This is a genomic window from Candidatus Hydrogenedentota bacterium (genome assembly GCA_016791475.1).
Taxonomy (GTDB): Bacteria; Hydrogenedentota; Hydrogenedentia; order Hydrogenedentales; family JAEUWI01; genus JAEUWI01.
Genome location: JAEUWI010000016.1, coordinates 14,032 through 33,698 on the forward strand (window position 1 = coordinate 14,032; position 19,667 = coordinate 33,698).

Annotated in this window: 19 protein-coding genes; 15 read left to right on the top strand and 4 right to left on the bottom strand. The window is 61.0% G+C overall.

From position 1 onward, the window contains the following. The first annotated feature begins 39 nt into the window (after nucleotides 1-39). The 10 genes from JNK74_10470 (at nucleotide 40) to JNK74_10515 (ending at nucleotide 11,268) form a co-directional block, all read left to right on the top strand. The gene (locus JNK74_10470; GenBank protein ID MBL7646601.1) at nucleotides 40-1,017 is read left to right on the top strand and encodes a substrate-binding domain-containing protein; all 978 of its coding nucleotides are present in this window, start codon (nucleotides 40-42) and stop codon (nucleotides 1,015-1,017) included. A gap of 331 nt (nucleotides 1,018-1,348) precedes the next feature. Further along, nucleotides 1,349-2,626 carry a Gfo/Idh/MocA family oxidoreductase gene (locus tag JNK74_10475; GenBank protein ID MBL7646602.1) on the top strand — a complete coding sequence of 426 codons (1,278 nt, stop codon included), beginning with the start codon at nucleotides 1,349-1,351 and terminating at the stop codon, nucleotides 2,624-2,626. Nucleotides 2,627-3,019: 393 nt separating this feature from the next. Continuing rightward, nucleotides 3,020-3,688: an endonuclease domain-containing protein gene (locus JNK74_10480; GenBank protein ID MBL7646603.1), complete on the top strand. Its 669-nt coding sequence runs from the start codon at nucleotides 3,020-3,022 to the stop codon at nucleotides 3,686-3,688. A gap of 105 nt (nucleotides 3,689-3,793) precedes the next feature. After that, nucleotides 3,794-5,065, top strand: a complete 1,272-nt coding sequence (locus JNK74_10485; protein ID MBL7646604.1) for a Gfo/Idh/MocA family oxidoreductase — start codon at nucleotides 3,794-3,796, stop codon at nucleotides 5,063-5,065. A 22-nt stretch (nucleotides 5,066-5,087) separates the two neighbouring features. Next, nucleotides 5,088-5,843 (top strand): HEAT repeat domain-containing protein, encoded by a 756-nt coding sequence (locus tag JNK74_10490; protein MBL7646605.1) that lies wholly within the window; start codon nucleotides 5,088-5,090, stop codon nucleotides 5,841-5,843. Between the two features lie 89 nt (nucleotides 5,844-5,932). After that, nucleotides 5,933-6,238, top strand: coding sequence for a nucleotidyltransferase family protein (locus tag JNK74_10495; GenBank protein MBL7646606.1), 306 nt, complete (start codon nucleotides 5,933-5,935; stop codon nucleotides 6,236-6,238). After that, nucleotides 6,228-6,593, top strand: coding sequence for a DUF86 domain-containing protein (locus JNK74_10500; GenBank protein ID MBL7646607.1), 366 nt, complete (start codon nucleotides 6,228-6,230; stop codon nucleotides 6,591-6,593). Before JNK74_10495 ends, JNK74_10500 begins: the two co-directional genes overlap by 11 nt. A 35-nt stretch (nucleotides 6,594-6,628) precedes the next feature. Next, entirely contained in the window at nucleotides 6,629-8,062 is a 1,434-nt protein-coding gene (locus JNK74_10505) for an arylsulfatase (protein ID MBL7646608.1), read from the top strand. A 441-nt stretch (nucleotides 8,063-8,503) separates the two neighbouring features. Further along, nucleotides 8,504-10,753 carry a hypothetical protein gene (locus JNK74_10510; GenBank protein MBL7646609.1) on the top strand — a complete coding sequence of 750 codons (2,250 nt, stop codon included), beginning with the start codon at nucleotides 8,504-8,506 and terminating at the stop codon, nucleotides 10,751-10,753. 119 nt (nucleotides 10,754-10,872) lie between these two features. Then, nucleotides 10,873-11,268: a VOC family protein gene (locus JNK74_10515; GenBank protein ID MBL7646610.1), complete on the top strand. Its 396-nt coding sequence runs from the start codon at nucleotides 10,873-10,875 to the stop codon at nucleotides 11,266-11,268. Between the two features lie 297 nt (nucleotides 11,269-11,565). Here the strand turns inward: JNK74_10515 and JNK74_10520 are convergent, their stop codons facing one another. Together JNK74_10520 and JNK74_10525 are read right to left on the bottom strand one after the other, a co-directional pair. Next, complete coding sequence (locus JNK74_10520; GenBank protein ID MBL7646611.1) at nucleotides 11,566-12,480, bottom strand: hypothetical protein; 915 nt, start codon at nucleotides 12,478-12,480, stop codon at nucleotides 11,566-11,568. A 35-nt stretch (nucleotides 12,481-12,515) separates the two neighbouring features. Continuing rightward, a complete protein-coding gene (locus tag JNK74_10525; GenBank protein ID MBL7646612.1) occupies nucleotides 12,516-13,184 on the bottom strand; it encodes a tetratricopeptide repeat protein in 669 nt (222 codons plus the stop codon). Nucleotides 13,185-13,418: 234 nt separating this feature from the next. On the opposite strand from JNK74_10525, the gene JNK74_10530 reads away from it, so the two are divergent. The 4 genes from JNK74_10530 (at nucleotide 13,419) to rlmB (ending at nucleotide 16,165) form a co-directional block, all read left to right on the top strand. Beyond that, nucleotides 13,419-14,432, top strand: a complete 1,014-nt coding sequence (locus JNK74_10530; protein MBL7646613.1) for a serine/threonine protein kinase — start codon at nucleotides 13,419-13,421, stop codon at nucleotides 14,430-14,432. A gap of 115 nt (nucleotides 14,433-14,547) precedes the next feature. Continuing rightward, a complete protein-coding gene (locus tag JNK74_10535; GenBank protein ID MBL7646614.1) occupies nucleotides 14,548-14,892 on the top strand; it encodes a hypothetical protein in 345 nt (114 codons plus the stop codon). Nucleotides 14,893-14,993: 101 nt separating this feature from the next. Beyond that, nucleotides 14,994-15,434: a hypothetical protein gene (locus JNK74_10540; protein MBL7646615.1), complete on the top strand. Its 441-nt coding sequence runs from the start codon at nucleotides 14,994-14,996 to the stop codon at nucleotides 15,432-15,434. Further along, nucleotides 15,431-16,165 carry a 23S rRNA (guanosine(2251)-2'-O)-methyltransferase RlmB gene (gene rlmB, locus JNK74_10545; GenBank protein MBL7646616.1) on the top strand — a complete coding sequence of 245 codons (735 nt, stop codon included), beginning with the start codon at nucleotides 15,431-15,433 and terminating at the stop codon, nucleotides 16,163-16,165. The genes JNK74_10540 and rlmB overlap by 4 nt, the downstream gene beginning before the upstream one ends. Nucleotides 16,166-16,174: 9 nt before the next feature. Here the strand turns inward: rlmB and JNK74_10550 are convergent, their stop codons facing one another. Then, nucleotides 16,175-17,377 carry a putative DNA binding domain-containing protein gene (locus JNK74_10550; protein MBL7646617.1) on the bottom strand — a complete coding sequence of 401 codons (1,203 nt, stop codon included), beginning with the start codon at nucleotides 17,375-17,377 and terminating at the stop codon, nucleotides 16,175-16,177. Nucleotides 17,378-17,414: 37 nt separating this feature from the next. Further along, a complete protein-coding gene (locus JNK74_10555; GenBank protein MBL7646618.1) occupies nucleotides 17,415-17,654 on the bottom strand; it encodes a hypothetical protein in 240 nt (79 codons plus the stop codon). Nucleotides 17,655-17,868: 214 nt separating this feature from the next. Here JNK74_10555 and JNK74_10560 point away from each other — a divergent pair, with 214 nt between their 5' ends. Then, nucleotides 17,869-19,554, top strand: a complete 1,686-nt coding sequence (locus JNK74_10560; GenBank protein MBL7646619.1) for a carbamoyltransferase — start codon at nucleotides 17,869-17,871, stop codon at nucleotides 19,552-19,554. The last annotated feature ends 113 nt before the right edge of the window (nucleotides 19,555-19,667 follow it).

Genomic DNA, 19,667 nt, shown 5'->3' on the forward strand with positions numbered 1-19,667 from the left:
CGGCGCAGCGACTGCGCCAATGGCAAGGAAGGCAATCCCATGGCCCGTTTTCGTTCAACCCTCTTTTCGCTTGCTGCGCTTTGCACCCTGGCCGTCGGCTGCAATCAGCAGCCCACCTCCGACAGCGGCAAGCCCAAGATTGGCGCGATAGTTCTACAGGAAGACCAGTTCTTTCGATTGAACGAGTTTGGCATGCGCGCCGCCGCCGCGGAGCTGGGCGTGGAAGTTTCCGTAAACAACAGCTTCGGCACCCTCGACAAGGAAATCTCCCTGATCGACACCTACATGGCCAATCAGGTCGCCGCCCTGGTGGTGCCGCCCCAGAGCGCCACGAGCTCCATCCCCGCGCTGAAGCGCGCCTTTGAGCGGGGCATCCCCGTTGTAACCTATGACAGCTATATCGACGCCGATTTCGCCGCCAGCAACATCCGGAGCGACCAGATTTCCCTCGGCAGCACCACGGGCGACGCGGCCGTGGCCTTCATTCAGGAGCGCCTCGGCGGCCAGGCCAAGGTCGGCATGGTGGAATATGTTTCCCTCGCGCCCGAACCCGGCGGCCAGCGCGTGCAGGGTTTTCGCGACAAGATAAAGGCCCTGCCCGGCGTCGAGATTGTTTCCGAGCAGGATGCGTGGCTCGCCGAGGCCGCCACGGTGGTGGTGGAGAACATGCTGACCGCCCATCCCGAAATCAACGTGCTCTGGGCCGCCAACGAAGGCGGCACCGTCGGCGCGGTCAATGGCGTCATCTCCAAAGGCCTTGCAGGCAAGGTATATGTTTTCGGTACCGACATGAGCGAGCAGATCGGCGGGTTCCTCCTCGCGCAGGACGACGTGCTCCAGGCGGTTACGGGGCAAAAGCCCTACGATATCGGCCACCAGGCCCTCACGGCGGCCGTCAAAGCGATGAAGGGCGAGGCGGTGGAGAAGAAGGTCGTGTTGCCCGGGATGCTCTTCGCCCGGAACAAGCCCGAAGATGTGCAGGCGTACGTCAAGGTGCTTCAGGACCTGACGAAATAGGCTGGCGGGTCGAAAAGATTTGAACCATGGAGGCCACTGAGGCACGGAGAAAAAATGAGTGTCTGAGACACTGGCGAGAATGCAAAGCTTCTTTAAATTCGAACACACTCCTCCTCTATTCTCATGTTGCATTCTTCGTGTCTCCGTGATCTCTGTGGTCGATCATTTCTTCATCGACCACGGAAGGCATGGGATTTGGCGGAAATCGATGACATCAAATTGGCCCTGAATTGCCCCAATAATTTGCGTCCATTTGCGAAAATTTGCGGTTCAGATCTCTAGTTTGGTTTTGTAGACCGAGAACATTCTCACCACGTGATCGGAGTTCACCATGTTGCGTGATACCAACAGACGCCAGTTCTTGAAATCGGCCGCCTTGGCCCTGCCCGCCTTCTCCGCCTTGCGGCTGCAGGCCGAAGGCCCCGCGCCGAGCGAGAAAGTGACCCTCGGTTGTATCGGCCTCGGCATTCATGGGGGAAGCTACAACCTCCGCAATTTTCTGGAGATTCCCGAGGCCCGCGTGGTGGCCGTGTGCGACGTGTATGCCGATCGCTGTATTACCGCGCGGGACAAGGTGAACGAGGCCTATGCCAACCAGGATTGCGCGATTCATGCCGACTTCCGTGAGCTTCTGGCCCGCTCGGATATCGACGGGGTCGTCATTTCCACCCCCGACCATTGGCACGTACTCATGTCCCTCATGGCGGCCCGCGCGGGCAAGGATGTCTTCTGCGAGAAGCCCACGCTCACCATCGCCGAAGGCCGCACGCTGGTTAGCGAAATCGCCCGGACGGGCATCATTTATCAAGGCGGTATTGAAGATCGTTCAGTGGACATCTATCACCGCATGGCCGAGCTGGTGCGCAACGGTCGCCTGGGCAAGCTGGAGCGCATCCGCGTGGCCCTGCCGCCGGGGGATGCCTTCCCCAAAGAAGAGCCCGTGCCGGTGCCGGAGGGGCTGAACTACGATTTATGGCTGGGGCCCGCGCCCTTCTCGCCCTACACCCCCACCAAACTTGACGCGCAGCAATGGCGCAACCACTTCGACTACTCCGGGGGGAAACTGACGGACTGGGGCGCCCACCTCATCGACACCGCCCAGGTGGCCCTCTACGAAGAGCACGGCGGCCCGGTGGAGGTGGACGGCAAGGGGGAGTTTCCCGTGGACTGCATGGCCAATACCGCAACAACCTACGAGATCAACTACAAATACGCCAGCGGTGTGGAGATGCTCGTGAAATCCGACGGCACCGGCATCGGGTTTTACGGGAGCGACGGCTGGATCAAGAGCAAGGCCTGGCGCGAACCCATTGAAGCGAGCGACCCCGAGATCTTGAACGCGGTGTATCCCCCCGAAACCAACAAGATGTACCCCAGGCCCGTCGGCGAGCACCAGGCCTTTATCGACGGTGTGAAGTCGAGGAAATCTCCCTATTACTCGCCCGAAGATATTCACCGATTGAGTACGACGATGCACCTCGGCAACATCTCCATGCGCCTGGGAAGAAAACTCGCGTGGGACGCGGCGAAAGAGGAGATCACGGGCGATGCCGAAGCCAACGCCATGCGATCAAGGCCGATGCGGGAGCCGTGGAGTTTGGAGGGGTAAGAGGTGGCGGTTGCAAGGGGCACATTGATCTGGGTCGCGGGAAGAGGTACCCCCCCTGCCCCCCCGCAAGCGGGGGGGACCTCTGGGGTTTGTGGTGGCGGTGGCCCGCAAGCGGGAGCGGGGAGTTCCGCTTTGTCGACGGGTCAAGATGGGCCATTTCCACCTGAGAACTTGTCTGAGGGGCCGGTGTCGAATTCTCTCGCGGCGTCAATGCAGACCCAAAACAAACCCGGATCATGTATCAAAAACTCCGAGCCAAAGGTCCCCCCCGCTTGCGGGGGGGTAGGGGGGGTACTCCCGGTCGAGCAACTTCAACCCGGTGACTGGGTCTGTTCCAGACAAGGTACACCGTGCCAAGTCACCCGAATCCAAGCTTATCGCAACGCCGGGCAGATGGTCAGGGTGGGTTTCAACCACAACCAGTCCATCCTGCTCACCGGCGCTCACCTCGTCCTCAGTCAGCGGCGAGTTCGGCGACTTACGCCAGAGGGTGGATGGTCCGGGATACCTCTCACGAACTTTGGTCGCGCTCGGAGAATGCGCCACGCCATGTCGCCGCCGGAGTTGGCGGTCTGGAATAGACTTCGCAGCAGCCAACTCGGCGTAAAGTTTAGGGCTCAGCACCCGATCGGCAGTTATATCGCAGATTCTTACTGTCGCGAGGTCGGTTTGGTAGTCGAGATCGATGGTATCCAACATGGAGAGTCTCAAGCCGCCGGGCAATACGACAGAAGGCGCGATGCCTTTATGGAGAACTACGGGATGACCGTCCTCCGTTTCACGTCACACGAAGTCGGCCATCGCTTGGAGGAAATTATAAGCACCATCGCGCGCGTGGTTGGCCAACACACGATCAAGGGAGAGTCAGAAAAGCAGTGGCGTTTCGCCGAGGAACTTCGCGTGGGCGATGCAATCTATGGATGCCCCGCTGGGGGCCATCAAATCGTCCAGTCAACCGTCTCAGAGGTTCACAATCTCGCGGCGTATGATGTTTGGGTCGAAAACCACGATTCGTTCCTCGTTTCTCAAGTGGCATTGCGCGAAGGCTACAGCGGCCTGTAGGCCGTATTTGCTCCCCGGCTCACCCATCCACTACGATACCCAGCACACAAATCCACCCTGGATCACCTACATCCGAAAGGGCCTGTCTTGAAAACACGCAACGCCATTACCACTACACGGCGCAACTTCCTCCGCGCATCGACCGCCATCGGCCTCTTCACTATCGTTCCCCGCAAGGCCCTCGGCGGGCCGGGCGTCACTGCGCCGAGCGAAGAGCTCACCAAGGCCGTCATCGGCGTGGGCGGCATGGGCAAGGGGCACCTGAGCATGCCGGGCTCGCGCCTGCTCGCGGTGTGCGACGTGGACCGCAACCACCTCGCAAAAGCGATGGAAATCGGCAAACAGGTTACGGGCGACGACGTTGCGGGCTATGGCGACTTCCGCGAGGTGCTGGAGCGTAGCGACATCGATATTGTGCACATCCCCACGCCGCCTCACTGGCATGCGTTGATTTCCGTGGCCGCCGCCCGCGCAGGCAAGGACATCTGGTGCGAGAAGCCCATGGCCCGCACGATCTATGAAAGCCAGCAGGTGGTCAAGGCGGTGCAGGAGCATGGGCGCATCTTTCGCCTGAACACGTGGTTCCGTTTCCAGGGCACATTCTACGGCATGGACTGCGACGTGAAGGAGATCAAGAAGGTCGTGGAGAATCGCCTCCTCGGCTGGCCGCTGAAGGTCACCGTGGGCGCAACCACGGGTTTCAACTGGAAAGTGGACCAGTGGAGCGGGCGTACGGATCTGAAGCCGGAGCCGGTGCCGGAGGTGCTTGATTACGACCTGTGGCTTGGGCCCGCGCCGTGGAAGCCCTACAGTGCGCACCGGACCCATGCGACCTTCCGGGGCTATTGGGATTACGACGGCGGCGGGCTCGGCGACATGGGCCAGCACTACCTCGATCCCGTTCAGTATCTTCTGGAGAAAGACGATACCGGTCCCGTGGAGATCGAAGTGGATGCGCCCCAGCAGCACGACGACGCCGTGGGTTCGTGGCGCAGGATTACGTACCGCTACGCCGACGGCTGCGAGATCATTCTCGACGGCGTGGGCGCGGATCAGGGCGCGGCCTATATCGAAGGTCCCGAAGGCAAACTCTTCCCGAAATTCGAATCGACCATCACCGGCCTGAAAGAGAAAGTGGCCGCACTGCCCGATCCCGCGCCACAGCTTGGCGACTTCTCCGAGGCGGTCCGCACGCGCCAGAAGTTCGCGCTGAACGAATCCAACGGCCACCGCTCCTGCTCCCTCGTCAATCTCGGCGTCATCGCCGTGCGCCTTGGCCGCAACCTGAAATACGACCCCGTGGCGGAACGCTTCATCGACGACGAAGGGGCCAACCGCCTCCTGAAGCAGCCCATGCGCGGCCCGTGGCAGATCTAGGTAACCGAAAGGAATTCACCGCATGAAAACGCGATTTCTTATAGCCCTTGCGACGATTCTTGTATCCGCCTTCGCCGCCGAAGCCGCCACGGTAGACGAAATCATCGCACAGTTTCCCGCGCAAGACGCCGCCACGGCGAACAGCCTCTTCGAGCAGTTGCTCGCCATGGACGACGATGCGATTGAGGGCCTCTGCACACGACTCGTGCCCCTGGGCGCGGGCGACGACAACGCCGTGCGCTATGCGCTCACGGGCCTTGCACGCTATGTGAGCGGACCAGGTGTCGAAGCCGGTCGCGAAGTCGTTGAGGAGGCTCTCCTTGAGGGGCTTGAAGCGAATACCGATGCCGAATGCCGCGCTTTCCTGCTGCGTCAGTTGCAGCAGTGCGGCACGGACGAGTCGGTGAAATCCGTAGCGCGATTGCTCAAGGATGAGGCCAACGCCTCCCACGCAATCCTGGTGCTGGACACGCTCGGGACGGAGAAGGCCAACCGCGCACTTACGAAGGGTCTACGTACGAAGTCTAGTGTGACGCAACTCCAGATTCTTTCCGCACTGGCCAATAATGGCGAGAATCCAAAGGCCGCCAAGGCGGCGCGCAAGCGGCTGGCGGCCAATCCCGCTGCGGATGAACAGGTGCATCTACTTTCGATCCTGGTGCGCCTCGAAGGCAAGGGAGCCGAAGAAGATGTAGCGAGAGCCCTGAAGTCCGACCAGCCTCGGGTGGCTCAGGCCGCGGCTGGATTCGCAAAGGAAATTGGAATCGCGGCGGAGTAGAGCCGGAGTACGAAGCTGTTAGCTTCCTCAGGCGTCCCTGATACTGTTCAAAGGCCCTACCCCGGAACGAGCGAAAGGAGAGAGCGCAAATGAGCACAATTCAAGTTGTATTGCCTCAAGAAGCTCTTAAGCTGTTCTGTGCCCGATGGTGTGTCAAAGAGCTGTCGCTCTTCGGTTCTGTGCTGCGCGATGACTTCCGCCCCGACAGTGATTTGGACGTTCTGGTAAGTTTTGAGGAAGAAGCGCACATTGGCTTGTGGGACATGGCCCAAATGGTGATCGAGCTGGAGTCCATGTTTGGGCGGAAGGTCGATTTAGTCGAAAAGGAGGCGCTCTCCAATCCGTATCGGAAGAAGGCGATTTTAGACCACCGCGAGATCGTGTATGCCGCTTGAAAACCGCGACGAGTCGTACCTTTGGGATATGCTCAAGTATGCCCGCCGTGTTGTAATCCTGGTTGGTCGGACGCACTTTGAAGCCTATAAAAGCGATTGGGCGCTGCAGATGTCCATGGAACGCGCCATGGAGGTGATAGGTGAAGCGGCCCGACGAATTACTCCGGGATTTCGATCAGCCCATGCCGAGATACCCTGGGCACAGATTGTTGGCCAGCGCAATATCCTGGCCCATGAGTACGGTGAGATTCGATGCGAAAGAATTTGGGAAACGGCTACGGTTCATGTGCCGGAGCTAATCCTCTCTCTGGAGATATTGCTACCCGACGCGGCCACCCAGTTCGGGGAAGAGTGATTGCCTCGGCGACAAGCTCAGGAAAGGCGCCTGGCATGAAAAACTCCGTCATTAATGTTGTGGTTCTCGCGGCAATTGCTTTGATCGCTATCAACGCAGTTCCCGCCGCCCCTCCCAACATCGTCATCATCCTCACCGACGATCTCGGCTATGGCGACCCCGGCTGCTACAACCCGGAGTCGAAAATCCCCACGCCCAACATTGATCGCCTCGCGGCGGAGGGCATGCGTTTTACCGATGCCCATGCGCCGGGTCCGTTGTGCCACATGTCGCGCTACGGCCTGCTGACGGGCCAATATCCTTTCCGTGTGCGCGTGGAGAACTGGCGGGAGCGGCCCCTCATCGCCGATGGGCAGATGACCATCGCGTCGCTGCTCAAGCAGCAGGGTTACCAGACGGCCATGGTGGGTAAATGGCACTGCGGTTTTAAAGAAGAGGGCTACGACAAGCCCCTGCCGGGCGGGCCGGTGAATCGCGGCTTTGACACCTTCTTCGGCATCCGCGCGTCGACCGATATCGAGCCCTATTTCTACATTCGCGGTGATCGTGCCGTGGAGCCGCCGACACACCACATCGCGGCGAACAACAGCGAGGGCTGGTCGCCCGTGCAGGGCGCATTCTGGCGGGAGGGCGGCATTGCGCCGAATCTGAAGCTGCCGGAGGTCCTGCCCCGATTTACCGACGAAGCCATCGAGGTCATCAAGACGCGCGACACCACCAGGCCCCTCTTTCTCTATCTGGCCTATCCCGCGCCCCACACACCCTGGCTGCCCTCGGAGGAATGGGTGGGCAAAAGCGGCGCGAGTATGTACGGCGACTTTCTCATGATGACCGACGCCATGATCGGACGCGTGCTTCAGGCACTGGACGACGCGGACATGCGGGACAATACGCTCGTGATTTTCTCTTCCGACAACGGCCCCATGTGGCTGGAGGAGGACGTGGCGCGTTTCGGCCACGATGCCTCCGGCGGCCTGCGCGGTATGAAAGGCGACGGATGGGAGGGGGGCCACCGCGTGCCCTTTATCGTGCGGTGGCCGGGACGTGTTCAGCCCGCCAGCACGAGCGGACAGATGATCAGCTTTGTCGATCTTATGGCGACCTTCGCCGCGCTTATCGATGTCGACCTGCCCGAAGGCGCGGGGCCCGATAGCTTCAATTTTCTGCCGGCGCTCCTTGGCGAACAGCCCACCAGCAACCCCGTTCGCGAGCATCTCGCGGTCATGTCGGGCCAGGGCATGATGACCCTGCGCGAGGGGCCTTGGAAATTCATGATGCGCCTGGGCTCCGGCGGCTTCACGAAACCGGCGATTATCGAGTCAGGCCCCGGTGATCCCGCCGGACAGCTCTATAACCTCGCGGAAGATCCCGCCGAATCCCGCAACCGCTATCTGGAGGAGCCCGATCGGGTCAAAGCCATGAGAGCGACCTTGCGAACGATTCGCGACGCCACACAAACGCGACCCTGAATCGTACAAGACCGATTCGGGCGTGTTCGCTATCATGCATACGTTGTTCGGCATGGTGCCCGTCGCAAATCACCCGCGAACGATGCGACCTTGTTGTCTAAAACGCACATTCGTACAATATCCGGGATCTTTGAAGACCAGCCGACGTGGGTTAGGCGTCCCGCCTGACCAACACGACCTGACTCAAGAATGGATGCCGGTGATTTCCGCGACGGAACGCAGGATTTGATTCGACCACACGCGTGCGTGGAGTCTACCCGGAGCGCTTTGGTCAGGCGGGACGCCTAACCCACATTGGCGACCGACCTCCGGTCGAGTGCGTTCGTAGAAAATAGCCAAAACATACTCGGACAATCTCTACCCGTGAAATTGCTATTCTATTCTAAATTATCAGGTTCGTATACGACCCAGTGACCATTGATATCTCCCGAAAGGCTTCTCATGTCCGTTCAACTCATTGCGTTCATCGCCCTGCTGGGCGTGAATCTTCCGACCGGCTCCGCGCCCGAGCCCCTGACCACGCCCCACTTCCCCGATGCGCTTCATGCCTTCGTCTGGCGCAACTGGGATCTCGTGCCCATGGAGCGCATGGCGGATGCCGTGGACGCCACGCCCGCGCAGTTGACTGAAATTGGCCACAGCATGGGACTCACCGGTCCGCCCGCCATCGGCAAAGAGCAGGAGGCCCGCTCCTACATCACCGTGATTCGCCGCAACTGGCATTTGCTGCCCTATGACCAGATGCTGACTTTACTGAATTGGGACGCGGAGAAGCTGGACTTCGTGCTGCGCGAGGACGACTTCCTCTTCATCAAGTTCGGCAGCTTGAAGCCGAATTCCAAGCCCATCACCTATGCGCCGCCGACGGATGAGGCGAAGGCCCAGGCGGCCCAGATAGCCAAGTGGGTTAAGCAGGACTTTCCCGACGGTCTTGCGACGCAAGAGCCCCTTTTTCAGTTTGTGAAAACGCTCAGCGCTCCCTTCGAGAATACGAAAGCGGTACCCAAGGAGCAACACTTCAACCCCCGCTTCTGCGCGCCCTATTTCGGCCTTTACGGCGATCCGCTGGAGCACAGCGACATTGACCCCTTTCCGCCGGCGTATCTGGAGCGCGTGAAGGCTTCCGGCGTCAGCGGCATCTGGATTCCCGCGCTGCTGTATCAACTCGCGCCCTTCCCCTGGGAACCCGAGAAGAGCGAAGGCTATGAAAAGCGCCTCGAATACCTGAACGCGCTGGTCAACCGCGTCAAGGCCTCCGGCGTCGACATTTATCTCTATCTCAACGAGCCGCGCGGCCTGCCCCACGCCTTTTTTGAGAAGCATCCCGAGCTCAAAGGCGTATCGAGCGGCGAGATCACTTCATTCTGCACCTCCCTGCCCGAAGTGCAGACCTGGCTGCGCGATTCCGTGGCCACGGTGAGCAAGGCGGTGCCGAATCTCGGCGGTTTCTTCACCATCTCCGCCTCGGAAAATCTCACGAGCTGCTGGTCCCACGGCAAGGGCGCAGACTGTCCCCGCTGTAAAGACCGCACCCCGGCCGAGGTCATCGCCGAGGTCAACACCCTTATCTGGGAGGGCATCGAAGCCGGCGGTGGCGGAAAAGAGTTCTTCGTCTGGGACTGGGGCTGGAACAACGCCTGGGCCCCCGATCTCATCGCACGCCTGCCCAAAGAAGTGGCCCTCATGAGCGTGAGCGAGTGGGACCTGCCCATCGTGCGCGGCGGCATCGAGTCCAGCGTGGGCGAATACTCCCTGTCCTCCGTCGGCCCCGGCCCCCGCGCCACGGCCCACTGGAAGGTGGCCCGGGATCGCGGTATGAAGACCATGGCCAAGATCCAGGCCAACATCACGTGGGAAATTTCTTCGGTGCCCTACGTACCTGCGGTGGCGAATGCCGCAGAACATGCGCGGCGGCTCCGCGAAGCGGGCGTGGAGGGCATCATGCTCGGCTGGACCCTCGGTGGCCATCCCTCTCCGAATCTGGAGGTTTTTTCCGCCATGGGGTCGGACACCACCATCACGCCGGAAGCTGCGATGAAGCAGGTGGCCGTGGATCGCTTCGGCGAAGCCCTCGCCCCGGCCGTGGTGAAGTTCTGGCAGTCCGTGAGCACGGCCTATTCCGAGTATCCCTACCACATCGGCACCATGTATAGCGGCCCGCAGCAGGTGGGCCCGTCCAATCTCCTCTGGGGCACGCCCACGGGCTATGGCGCCACCATGGTTTGTTTCCCCTACGATAACCTGGACGCCTGGCGCGTGCAGTTTCCCCGCGACATATTCATCAAGCAATTCACAATCATGGCGGAGGGTTTCAACGGGGCGGCCGACGCGCTCGCCGCCGAAGACGCGTCCGGACTCGACGCCACGCAAAAAGCCAATCTGGCGCAGGAACTGCGCATCACCCGCGCCTGCGCCCTCCACTTCCAGAGCGTGGCAGATCAGGCGGCCTTCATCGTCGCACGGGACGCCCTGGCCAAAGCCGAGGGTGATGCGAAGGCGCCCATCAAGGCTGAACTGGAGCGCTTGCTGAAGGCCGAAATCGAAACAGCGAAAAAGATGCATGCCCTGCAATCTGTCGACTCGCGCCTGGGCTTCGAGGCGAGCAATCATTATTTCTACATCCCTGCGGACCTGGTGGAGAAGGTGATCAACTGCGAGTATCTGCTAAGCGAATGGTTGCCGAAGCAGTAGGCGGAATCCGAGCGCGATTCGCCTTTGGCTGATTGAAGAGAGTCAGACCGATCAGACAGATCTGGTCGGTCTGATTCGTCCGATTAGTCTGATACTCATGACAAATACTGAGGGAAAACATGCCCCGCTTAGACCACGTCGCCGTACAAGTTGCCGACATCGATCGCGCGATAGCCTTTTACACCGAAGTACTCGAATTGCCCCTCATGTTCAAGCAGGAAGATCGAGAGCACGGTGAGGTATTCGCCTTTCTCGAACTGGAAGGGGGCAATCTGGAGTTGCTGTCTCGCATTGACGGCGAGGGTTGCCCGATTCCTTTTGAACGTTCAGTGATTCAGAAGCCCTATTGTCCCCACGTGGCCCTGGCTGTTGAGGACCTCGACGCGGCCGTCACGAGGCTTCAGGAGAGCGGTATTGCGCTAATCGACGGCCCCCTGATTATCCCCGGCAAGGTGCGGTGGCTTTACTTTGCCGACCCCGACAACAACGTTATCGAGTACGTCCAGTGGTTGTAGGGACAGCGTCGCCTCGTGTCAAAAGTCCGCGAAGTTCTCCCTGAGCCAGCCGGCGAGCCAAGAACGAGGGAGGGTGATCGTGACCGGCGGGGCTGTCCTGTAGTCAGGGAAGGCACCTCGAATGCATGAAGAAATCTCAATCCGCAATCACGTCCGCGAAGTTTTTTTTGATTGTAACGGGTGGCGACGTCAGACGACAGGACAGCCGCGCCGGTCTGGGCGATTCTCGCTATCCGCCATGCGCATTTACCACGCAAGGTGCACGACGCCACTCGCAGTCACGTGGCGCCGCTGTCCCTACTCGGCGAAGCCCGCGCGGTGGATTTGATCGCCCGGCACGCCCAGGGCCTCCAGATCCGCCGCCAGTGTGTCCAGTGCTTCGCCGGGTCCGCAGATGTAGTAGCGGTGATCGGGCAGATTGAGGGACTTGCGCAGGAAGGCGGTGCCCAGGCTGGCTTTTCGGTAGACGACGCCGTCCCCCGAGGTGGCGCCGTCCACGGTGCCCTCCGGCATGGTCTCGCTGAAGCACAGCTCGACGCGAATGTCGGGGAGGTGCCCGGCCGCGTACTCCAGGTTGGGCAGGTAGAGTAGTTCCTCGGCGTTGCGCATGCCGTAGAAGAATGCGACGGGCCGGGATATTTTCCGGTCGATGAGCGAATTGCAAAGGGCGATCATGGGGGCCAGGCCCGCGCCGCTGCCCAGCAGCACGAGCGGCTTCGCCTCGGCCAGGTCGAGGGGACAGTGGCCCGCCGGTGCGGTGAGTTCAACGAGCGCGCCTTTCTGAAGGTGCTTCACCAGATAATTGGCCAGCCCGCCGTTTTCGGAAACGCGCTGGACCAGAATCCGATAGTAGCGCCCGTTGGCGCTGTCCGACAGGTAGTACGTCCGGATGAGATCCTTCATCCGGCCTTCATGATCGGGATCGGGCACTTCTACCCGTAGCTGCACGTGCTGGCCCGGCTCGAAGGCGGGCAATCGCCTGCGGTTGACCGGGCAAAGGTAGAACGACACGTACTGGCCCGCGGGATCTTCATCCACCCGTTTGCGCACCTTGAAGCGCCGCCATCCACTCCAGAGCGGTGCGTGGGGCGCGGGGGGGAAGGTGGCCGACGGCAACTCTCCCGGTTTTTCCCGCGTCCGGGAAGTCCACAAGAGTGCGATTACAATCAGGATCGCCACCAGCGCAAACGCGCCAACAATCAACAGATTCAATTCCTGGTCTCCCTGCATGCTCGCGGAAACAAGACTCAACTCAGAACAAGATACGCGACCAGCGCCACAACGATGAGGAGTACGGCGATCGTGGCCGCGACCAACTTGCTTCGACCGGGCCGGGCGGGTGTGACCTCCTGCGGCGCTTCGTGGGCCTGGGTCACGGCGAATTCCCCATGGCAGCGCCAGCACCGTTCGCTGAACATATCATTGGGCTCGCCGCAATGGGGGCAGTTCATCAGGGTGTCATCGCCGTGGGTCGACAACTCCTGCACGGTGCTCGCCTGCGCGCCGGGGGGCGGCGTATTGGCGGTTACGCCGAGGCGGTCGAGGGCTTCCACCGCCCGGGGCGAGGCGTCAAATTTCAGGACCAACTTCCACGTGTCGATGGCGCGGTGGCGACGTCCGGCACCCTCATAGGTCTTGGCCAGTTGCTCCAGGAGCAATACGTCGCCGGGGTTTCGGGCCACGGCCATTTCCAGCACCGAGGCTGCCTCGGTGAACTGCCCCAGACGGAAGTGGGCCGCCCCCAGGTAGCGCTGCACCGGCACATGGTCCGGCCAGGATTTCCGGAGCCGGATCAGCTCCGACAGGGCGGCGGTATAGGCGCGCTGCTCATAGAGCTTTCGGGCGAGCCGCCAGCGCTGCTCGTGATCGTCCGGGTAGGACTCCAGATAGATCCGTATTTCGTCTGCGTCAGCCATTATGTTCCAAGATCTCCGGTTCCCCCGGATGTGGCGTGCGACAATTCACCCCCCGGTCGCCGCTCCGGCATTATAGGCGCGTGCCGTGTGGAGGTCAATTCAGCGAATTGCGACGGTGGGCCTGTTGCGCCGTTGTATCCAAAGGTGTACCATGGGCTTGGATGCCGCTGGGGGCCAGGTTCCAGACCCTCTCGAAGCAGTGGATCTTCATGCGCGTGGCCGCTGGAAAACAACATGGACGAGACGCAAGACCTGAGTCCTCCCGAGGGTGAACGGCAGGATCCCAACACCCCCGGGTCTCCCCGATCGGGAGAATCCCTCGCGGAGAGCAGCTTCGACGCTCTCAATGAGGCGGAAATTCTCAAGAGACTGGCCGAGGACAAGGCGGCGCTGAGACGCCTCACCCCGGATCAGCGCTCGGTGGACCTGCGCCCCGGCAGCGTTATTAACCGGCGTTTCAAGGTGCTCCAGCAGTTGGGCTTCGGCGGCATGGGGGCGGTCTATCTGGTGAAGGATACCCATCTTCAGGAGCGACGGGCCCTGAAGGTCATGTTGCCCCGCCTTCTTTCCAACCCCCAGGCCCAGCGCCGCTTCCTCATTGAGACCAAGATTAGCCAGAAACTGTCCCACGCCAACATTGTCCGGGTGCACGATCTGGGCATGGATTTCGATACGGGCATGCAGTTTTTCACGATGGCCCTGGTGGAGGGGGAGACCCTCTTCCGCTATTTGAAGTCTCGGGACGGCCAACTGCCACTGGACGAAGTCCTCCGGATCATGCGCCCGATTTGCCATGCCCTGACCTATGCACACCGGTACACGATTCATCGCGATCTGAAGCCCCAGAACATCATGCGCGGGCCGGGCGGCCATATCACGTTGCTCGACTTTGGACTGGCCAAACTGCTGGACCAGAGCAATCCGGCCCTCTCGCGCATGGCCGTCGGCACCATTCACTATCAGGCCCCGGAGCAGAAGTCCAATCCCCTGGGCATTGACAGCCGAGCCGATCTCTATTCCCTCGGTGTGATCATGTACCAGTTGCTCACGGGCAAGGTGCCGGCGGGCCAATATCCCCCCGCCTCCAGCCTGGCGCGAAACGTGCCCCGAAGCATGGATCACGTGATCCAGCGCTGCCTCAAGCTCCGCGACGAACGCTATCCCACCGCGGGCGCGCTCCTGGAAGATCTGGACGCCGTGGAAAAGGGGGGATTGCGCCTGTGGTTTGAGGGGCTATTCGGGGGCTGAGCCCGCACCCACGCCCGACTTCCGGCCCACCACAAATCTTGATGAAAAATTCCGCGTATTCTGCTAAAGTACCGGGCAGGTCAGCATCACGCATGTGGGAAAACAGGGAGGGATCATGGTCGACGTTTCACAAACGGGGTGTATTCATCACCCGAACATGCAGGCGGTAAACCGGTGCAAGCAGTGTACCGTTCCCACGTGTCACAAGTGCACGGTCGTGGGTCCCACGGGCAAATTCTGCTCCGAGAATTGCCGGAACATCCACGAAGCCTTTATTCGCCGCTCTCAGGAGCTCAACACCACGGCGCGCTCCACGTTCTTTGTAAAATTGCGCCGGTGGGTCGCGTCCATCCTCTATCTTGTTGTCGTACTCTTCGCCGCGGGAGTCGTCGGTACCGTCTTCTACATTCCGGTACTTTCCGAATTGACCCTGCGCGTGCGGGGGGTGCTGGGCTTCTAGCATCCTTATTTCATTAAGCATCAGGCACTTATTGCATCGTTCATTCAATTCATCCAGGGCCGACACGATTTCGTGCGGCTCAACCAGCAAGGAGAGCAATCATGGATCTGAGTGGTTTCAAATGGCCGTTGATCATCGCGGCCCTCGTCGGGACGGGCTGGCTTTTCACCAGCGGCGGTGTGAACTGGATGTACGGCCGGTTCACGGCGGCGACGCCGGGTGTTGACGTGGCCCAGGACACCCGGGACGAGGCGGGACTGACGAAGCTGGCGGCGTATACGTATCATATCTGGAAATGGCGGGCCTGCATCGACATTATCGAGACCAGTGTTGAACGCTATGGGCAGAATGCGCCAAACTACTGGTTCAACATGGAGCGCCTGAGCACCTGCTATGAGCGCATTGGGGAATACCAGACGGCGGTCAATATTCTGGACGAGCTCATCCGCGTCGATGCCCACCAATACGACGAGCGCGTGGGGAACTTCGACAATCTGAGTCTCCGCGTCTCAAAACTCAAGGAAATGTACGAAATACAGTGAGTCATTCACACGATACGGTCATGGGCCGCATACCTGTGTTGGAGTGCCTGCGCGCCAAACGGCGCAAGGCACTCCAGCTTTTTTTGCTTGAATCCGCACGGGACCTGGGAGAGATCCGCGCAGCGGCGGGCCACATTCCCGTGCGCGAGGTGAACCGCCAGGAGCTGGAGAAGCTCGCGGAAGGCGGTAGCCACCAGGGCGTGGTGCTCTTCGCCAATCCCATCCCCGTGCGGCCGCTCAACGAGTGGCTCGCCGGGAAGATCGCGCCCGACGCCGTGCTGGTGATTCTCGATTGCATCGAAGACCCCCAGAACTTCGGGGCCATCGTGCGATCGGCGGCGGCCTGCGGCGCGGCGGGCGTGATGTTTGCCAAGGACCGATCCGCGCCCCTCAGCCCCGCCGCCGTGAAGGCTGCGGCCGGCGCGATGGAGTACATCGACCTCATCCAGGTGCCCAACATCGCCCGCGCGGCGGACCAGCTCAAGAAGCACGACTTCTGGGTGGCCGCGCTCATGCCCGATTCCAAGCAGGTGCTCTGGGAGGCCGACCTGAAAGGCCGCATCGCGCTTGTGGTGGGCAACGAAGGCAAGGGCGTGCGCCCCCTGGTTGAAAAGCAGTGCGACCTGCGGCTGCGTATACCGCTTACGGGTGCGATCACGAGTTTGAACGCGTCGGTGAGCACGGCGATAGCGCTGGCGGAGTGCGTGCGGCAGCGGTATAAGGGCGTGTGAGGGGGCTGCTCAGGCGTGCAGTCGAATCGCGAACGATTCGGAATCTTCGACGAGTTCGGGTTCCGTGCCGTTGTGGGCCTTCATGCCGAGAATGATCTTTCGTGGAATCCCCATGCCCATGTGTTCCAGGTAGCCGTAGTCGCGCATCGTGTCTTTGATTAGTTGATTGCGCGCGGCGCGGCATCCGGTCCGCATCCGTTCGGGCGTGATACCGTTGGGCAGGCGTCCCGGCGAGACGATTTCGAGCCGATCACGGTACACGGACAGTTCAATATCGGTACTCGACAACAGGTAGTCTCGATGGATGAGGGCGTTCACAATGGCTTCGCGGAGCACTTCCGTCGGGTAGGCGGGTCGGTCAATCCGCCGCCCGTTGTCCAGGATGGACTCGGTGGGCGTATTGCGACGTACGAAATGAATCGCCTGCTCCACCAAGCCGTTTTCCACGATAGCGCCGTCTTGCGCAAGAAGTGGAGCCATCGGGCCGCGGAGCGCGCTGCGTTCAACGGTGGCATAGTCTTTCTCCACCCCGGGATAGGCCACGGCGTCGATGCCGGCGTGGGGGAGGAAACGATTTGGATTTTTCCCAAAGAGCAGCATGCCGCCGACGGTAATTCCATCCTCGGACATAAACTCCGTGTTAAATAGTAGCGTGGTCCACGCGCCTTCATCGCCCTCTGGCGGTAACGCCTGCTGGCGAATCTGGCCGAAATAATTTCTGAGTCGCCGCGCGTCCAAATCGTCCAGCATTGCGCCGGATACGGGTTGAAGTTCGGCGCGAATCGTCCCGCGCTGCTGGAAGAGCCGCCGCAACTCTTCGGGTGTGGCTTCCCGGCTCTGCGACCCCACACGAATATAGTACCGGGTGCCGTTGTTGTGCCAGAGCGAATGCACGTCATATCCACGAGAGACCTGCACTACGGCAACATCTTTGCCCGGCTCAAGATCGTGAATGATCTCGAAGAACGGTATGATCGCCGGGCGGATCTTGTCGCGACAGGTGGTCATGACCCAATCTTCCAATGCGGGTCTAGTTATGCCCCCGACACTGCCGTCGTCTTCCACACCCAGCACAACGATGCCGCCCGCCAGATTGCAGAACGCCACCAGTTCCTTCGCCAGATCGTGGTTTGCAACGGCGTCCCGCTTAAACTCGACGCCGGAGTTCTCACCGTGTTGGAGAATCTCCAGAAGTTCTGCTCGGTTCAGCATCGTTCGATTTCGACGTCCTCGCCGACTCCGGGCCTGCTCAGTCCATCACGGGCGGGGTGTTCAGATCCCGCTCGCGGAGGCGCTTGGCGTAGTAGGTCACGATGCGGCGCAGGAGCTCGTCGCGCTTGATGCCTTCCACTTCGGCTTTCCAGCGAAGGAAGGCCGCGACCGAGCGGGGCAGGGTAACGGTCATCTTGACCATGTCCGAGGGATTGGTATCGCCCAGGTGCTGGTCCTTTTTCTTCCGCTGCCGCATTTGTTCTTCGGTTTCCGACATGTTCTCCTCCACGATTCTACTCCTTTATGTAAAAAGACCACTCTGCCTAATATCATACACGGTTGCGCTCACAATTCCAACGATTAAGGTAAAGCCACGTAATTCTGTTAAAAGCGTGAAGAGTATTCCCTATGAGGCTCCCGGTTCTCTATAATAGCCCAAGCTGGCCCGGCCCCGCCGCCGCCCTAACTCGTCCAATGGCAGGAGAATACGATTGAACATTCTGGGTATCGGTGGCTATTCCCACGACTCCGCCGCCGCGCTGGTGCGGGACGGTCGGGTGGTTGCCGCCGTGGCGGAAGAGCGCCTTTCCCGTGTGAAACATCAGGGGGGCGTGCCCCGGCTGGCGGTGGAATGGTGCCTCGGAGAGGCGGGGCTGACCCTGGACGACGTCGATCATATCGGCTGCTACATGCGCCCCGGGCTGCGGGTTGGCCGTCGTTTGCCCTACCGGTTGAGCACGGCGTGGCGAAGCCCTTTCTACGCCGCCGCCTTTTCGGCCTATGAGCTCTGGCACAATGGGGGCTACATCCGGGGTATGCAGTCGCTCCGGGGAAAGAAAGCGCAACTTCACTTCATGGAGCATCACCCGGCCCACGCGGCCAGCGCCTTCCTGTGCAGTCCCTTCGAGGAGGCCGCGCTCCTTTCCATCGACTATGTGGGGGAGTGGGCCGCCACGTGGACCGGCATTGGCCGGGGCGCGGAGATCACCCGGTTGCGCCAGGCGAATTATCCCAACTCGCTGGGCGTATTTTACTCGGCGTTAACCGACTACCTCGGCTTCCTGCGCGCATCGGACGAGTACAAGGTGATGGGCCTGGCTTCCTATGGCGAGCCGGTGTACTACGAGACGCTGAAGAAGGTGCTCCGGCCCCAGGACGATGGCTGGTACCGCATTGACCACAGCTATACCGCCTGGCACTATTTGCCCGGCTCGCGCTGCGGCTATTTCAGCGATAAGTTTATCCGTGAATTCGGCCCGCCGCGCAAGAAGGGCGAGGCCATCACCGAGCACCACCAGAACCTCGCGGCCTCGGCCCAGCGCCTGCTGGAGGACATCGTCCTGCGCCTGGCGGAGAATCTCCGCCGCGAGACGGGTCTGACGAAGCTTTGCCTGGCGGGCGGCGTGGCGCTCAACTGCTCCATGAACGGCCGCCTGAAGCGGGAGTCGGGCTTCGAGGATATCTGGATTCAGCCGGCCTCGGGCGACGACGGCATCGCCATCGGCGCGGCGCTTCAGTTGCACCACCGATTCAATGGCCCGCAGCGCGGCTACACCATGACCCAGGCGAATCTGGGGCCCGATATTGACAACGACGCGATAGAGGCCCACCTCAAGCTGACCAAGACGCCCTACACGCGCTCGACGGATATTGCGGGCGATGCGGCGAGGCTGCTGGCGGCAGGAAAGATCGTGGGATGGTATCAGGGCCGCATGGAGTTTGGTCCCCGGGCGCTGGGCAGTCGGAGCATCCTGGCGGATCCGACGCGGGCGGACATGAAGGACCTGGTGAATACCTACGTGAAGTTTCGTGAGGAGTTCCGTCCCTTTGCGCCGAGCGTGCTGGCGGAGCGGGCGCCGGAGTACTTCGAGGGCTGCACCGATTCGCCCTTCATGCTTTTTGTCTATCCCGTGCGGCCGGAGAAACAGGCGGAGGTGCCCGCGATCACCCACATCGACGGCACCGCGCGGGTCCAGACGGTGACGGAAGCTTCGAACCCGCGCTACTACCAGCTCATCAAGGCCTTCGAGGCGGTCCGGGGCGTGCCCATGGTGCTCAACACGAGTTTTAACGTGATGGGGGAGCCCATCGTGCATACGCCGGCCGACGCTTTGCGATGTTTCTACGGCACCGGCATGGATGCCCTGGCCATGGGAGACTTTCTGGTGGTGAAATAGGCTGTAGGCTGTAGGCTACGGCTTCGCCCCATACGCCCCAAGCCCCATACGACCCATACGACCCATAAGACTCACCAGACTCCAGACTCCAGACTCCAGACTCCAGACTCCAG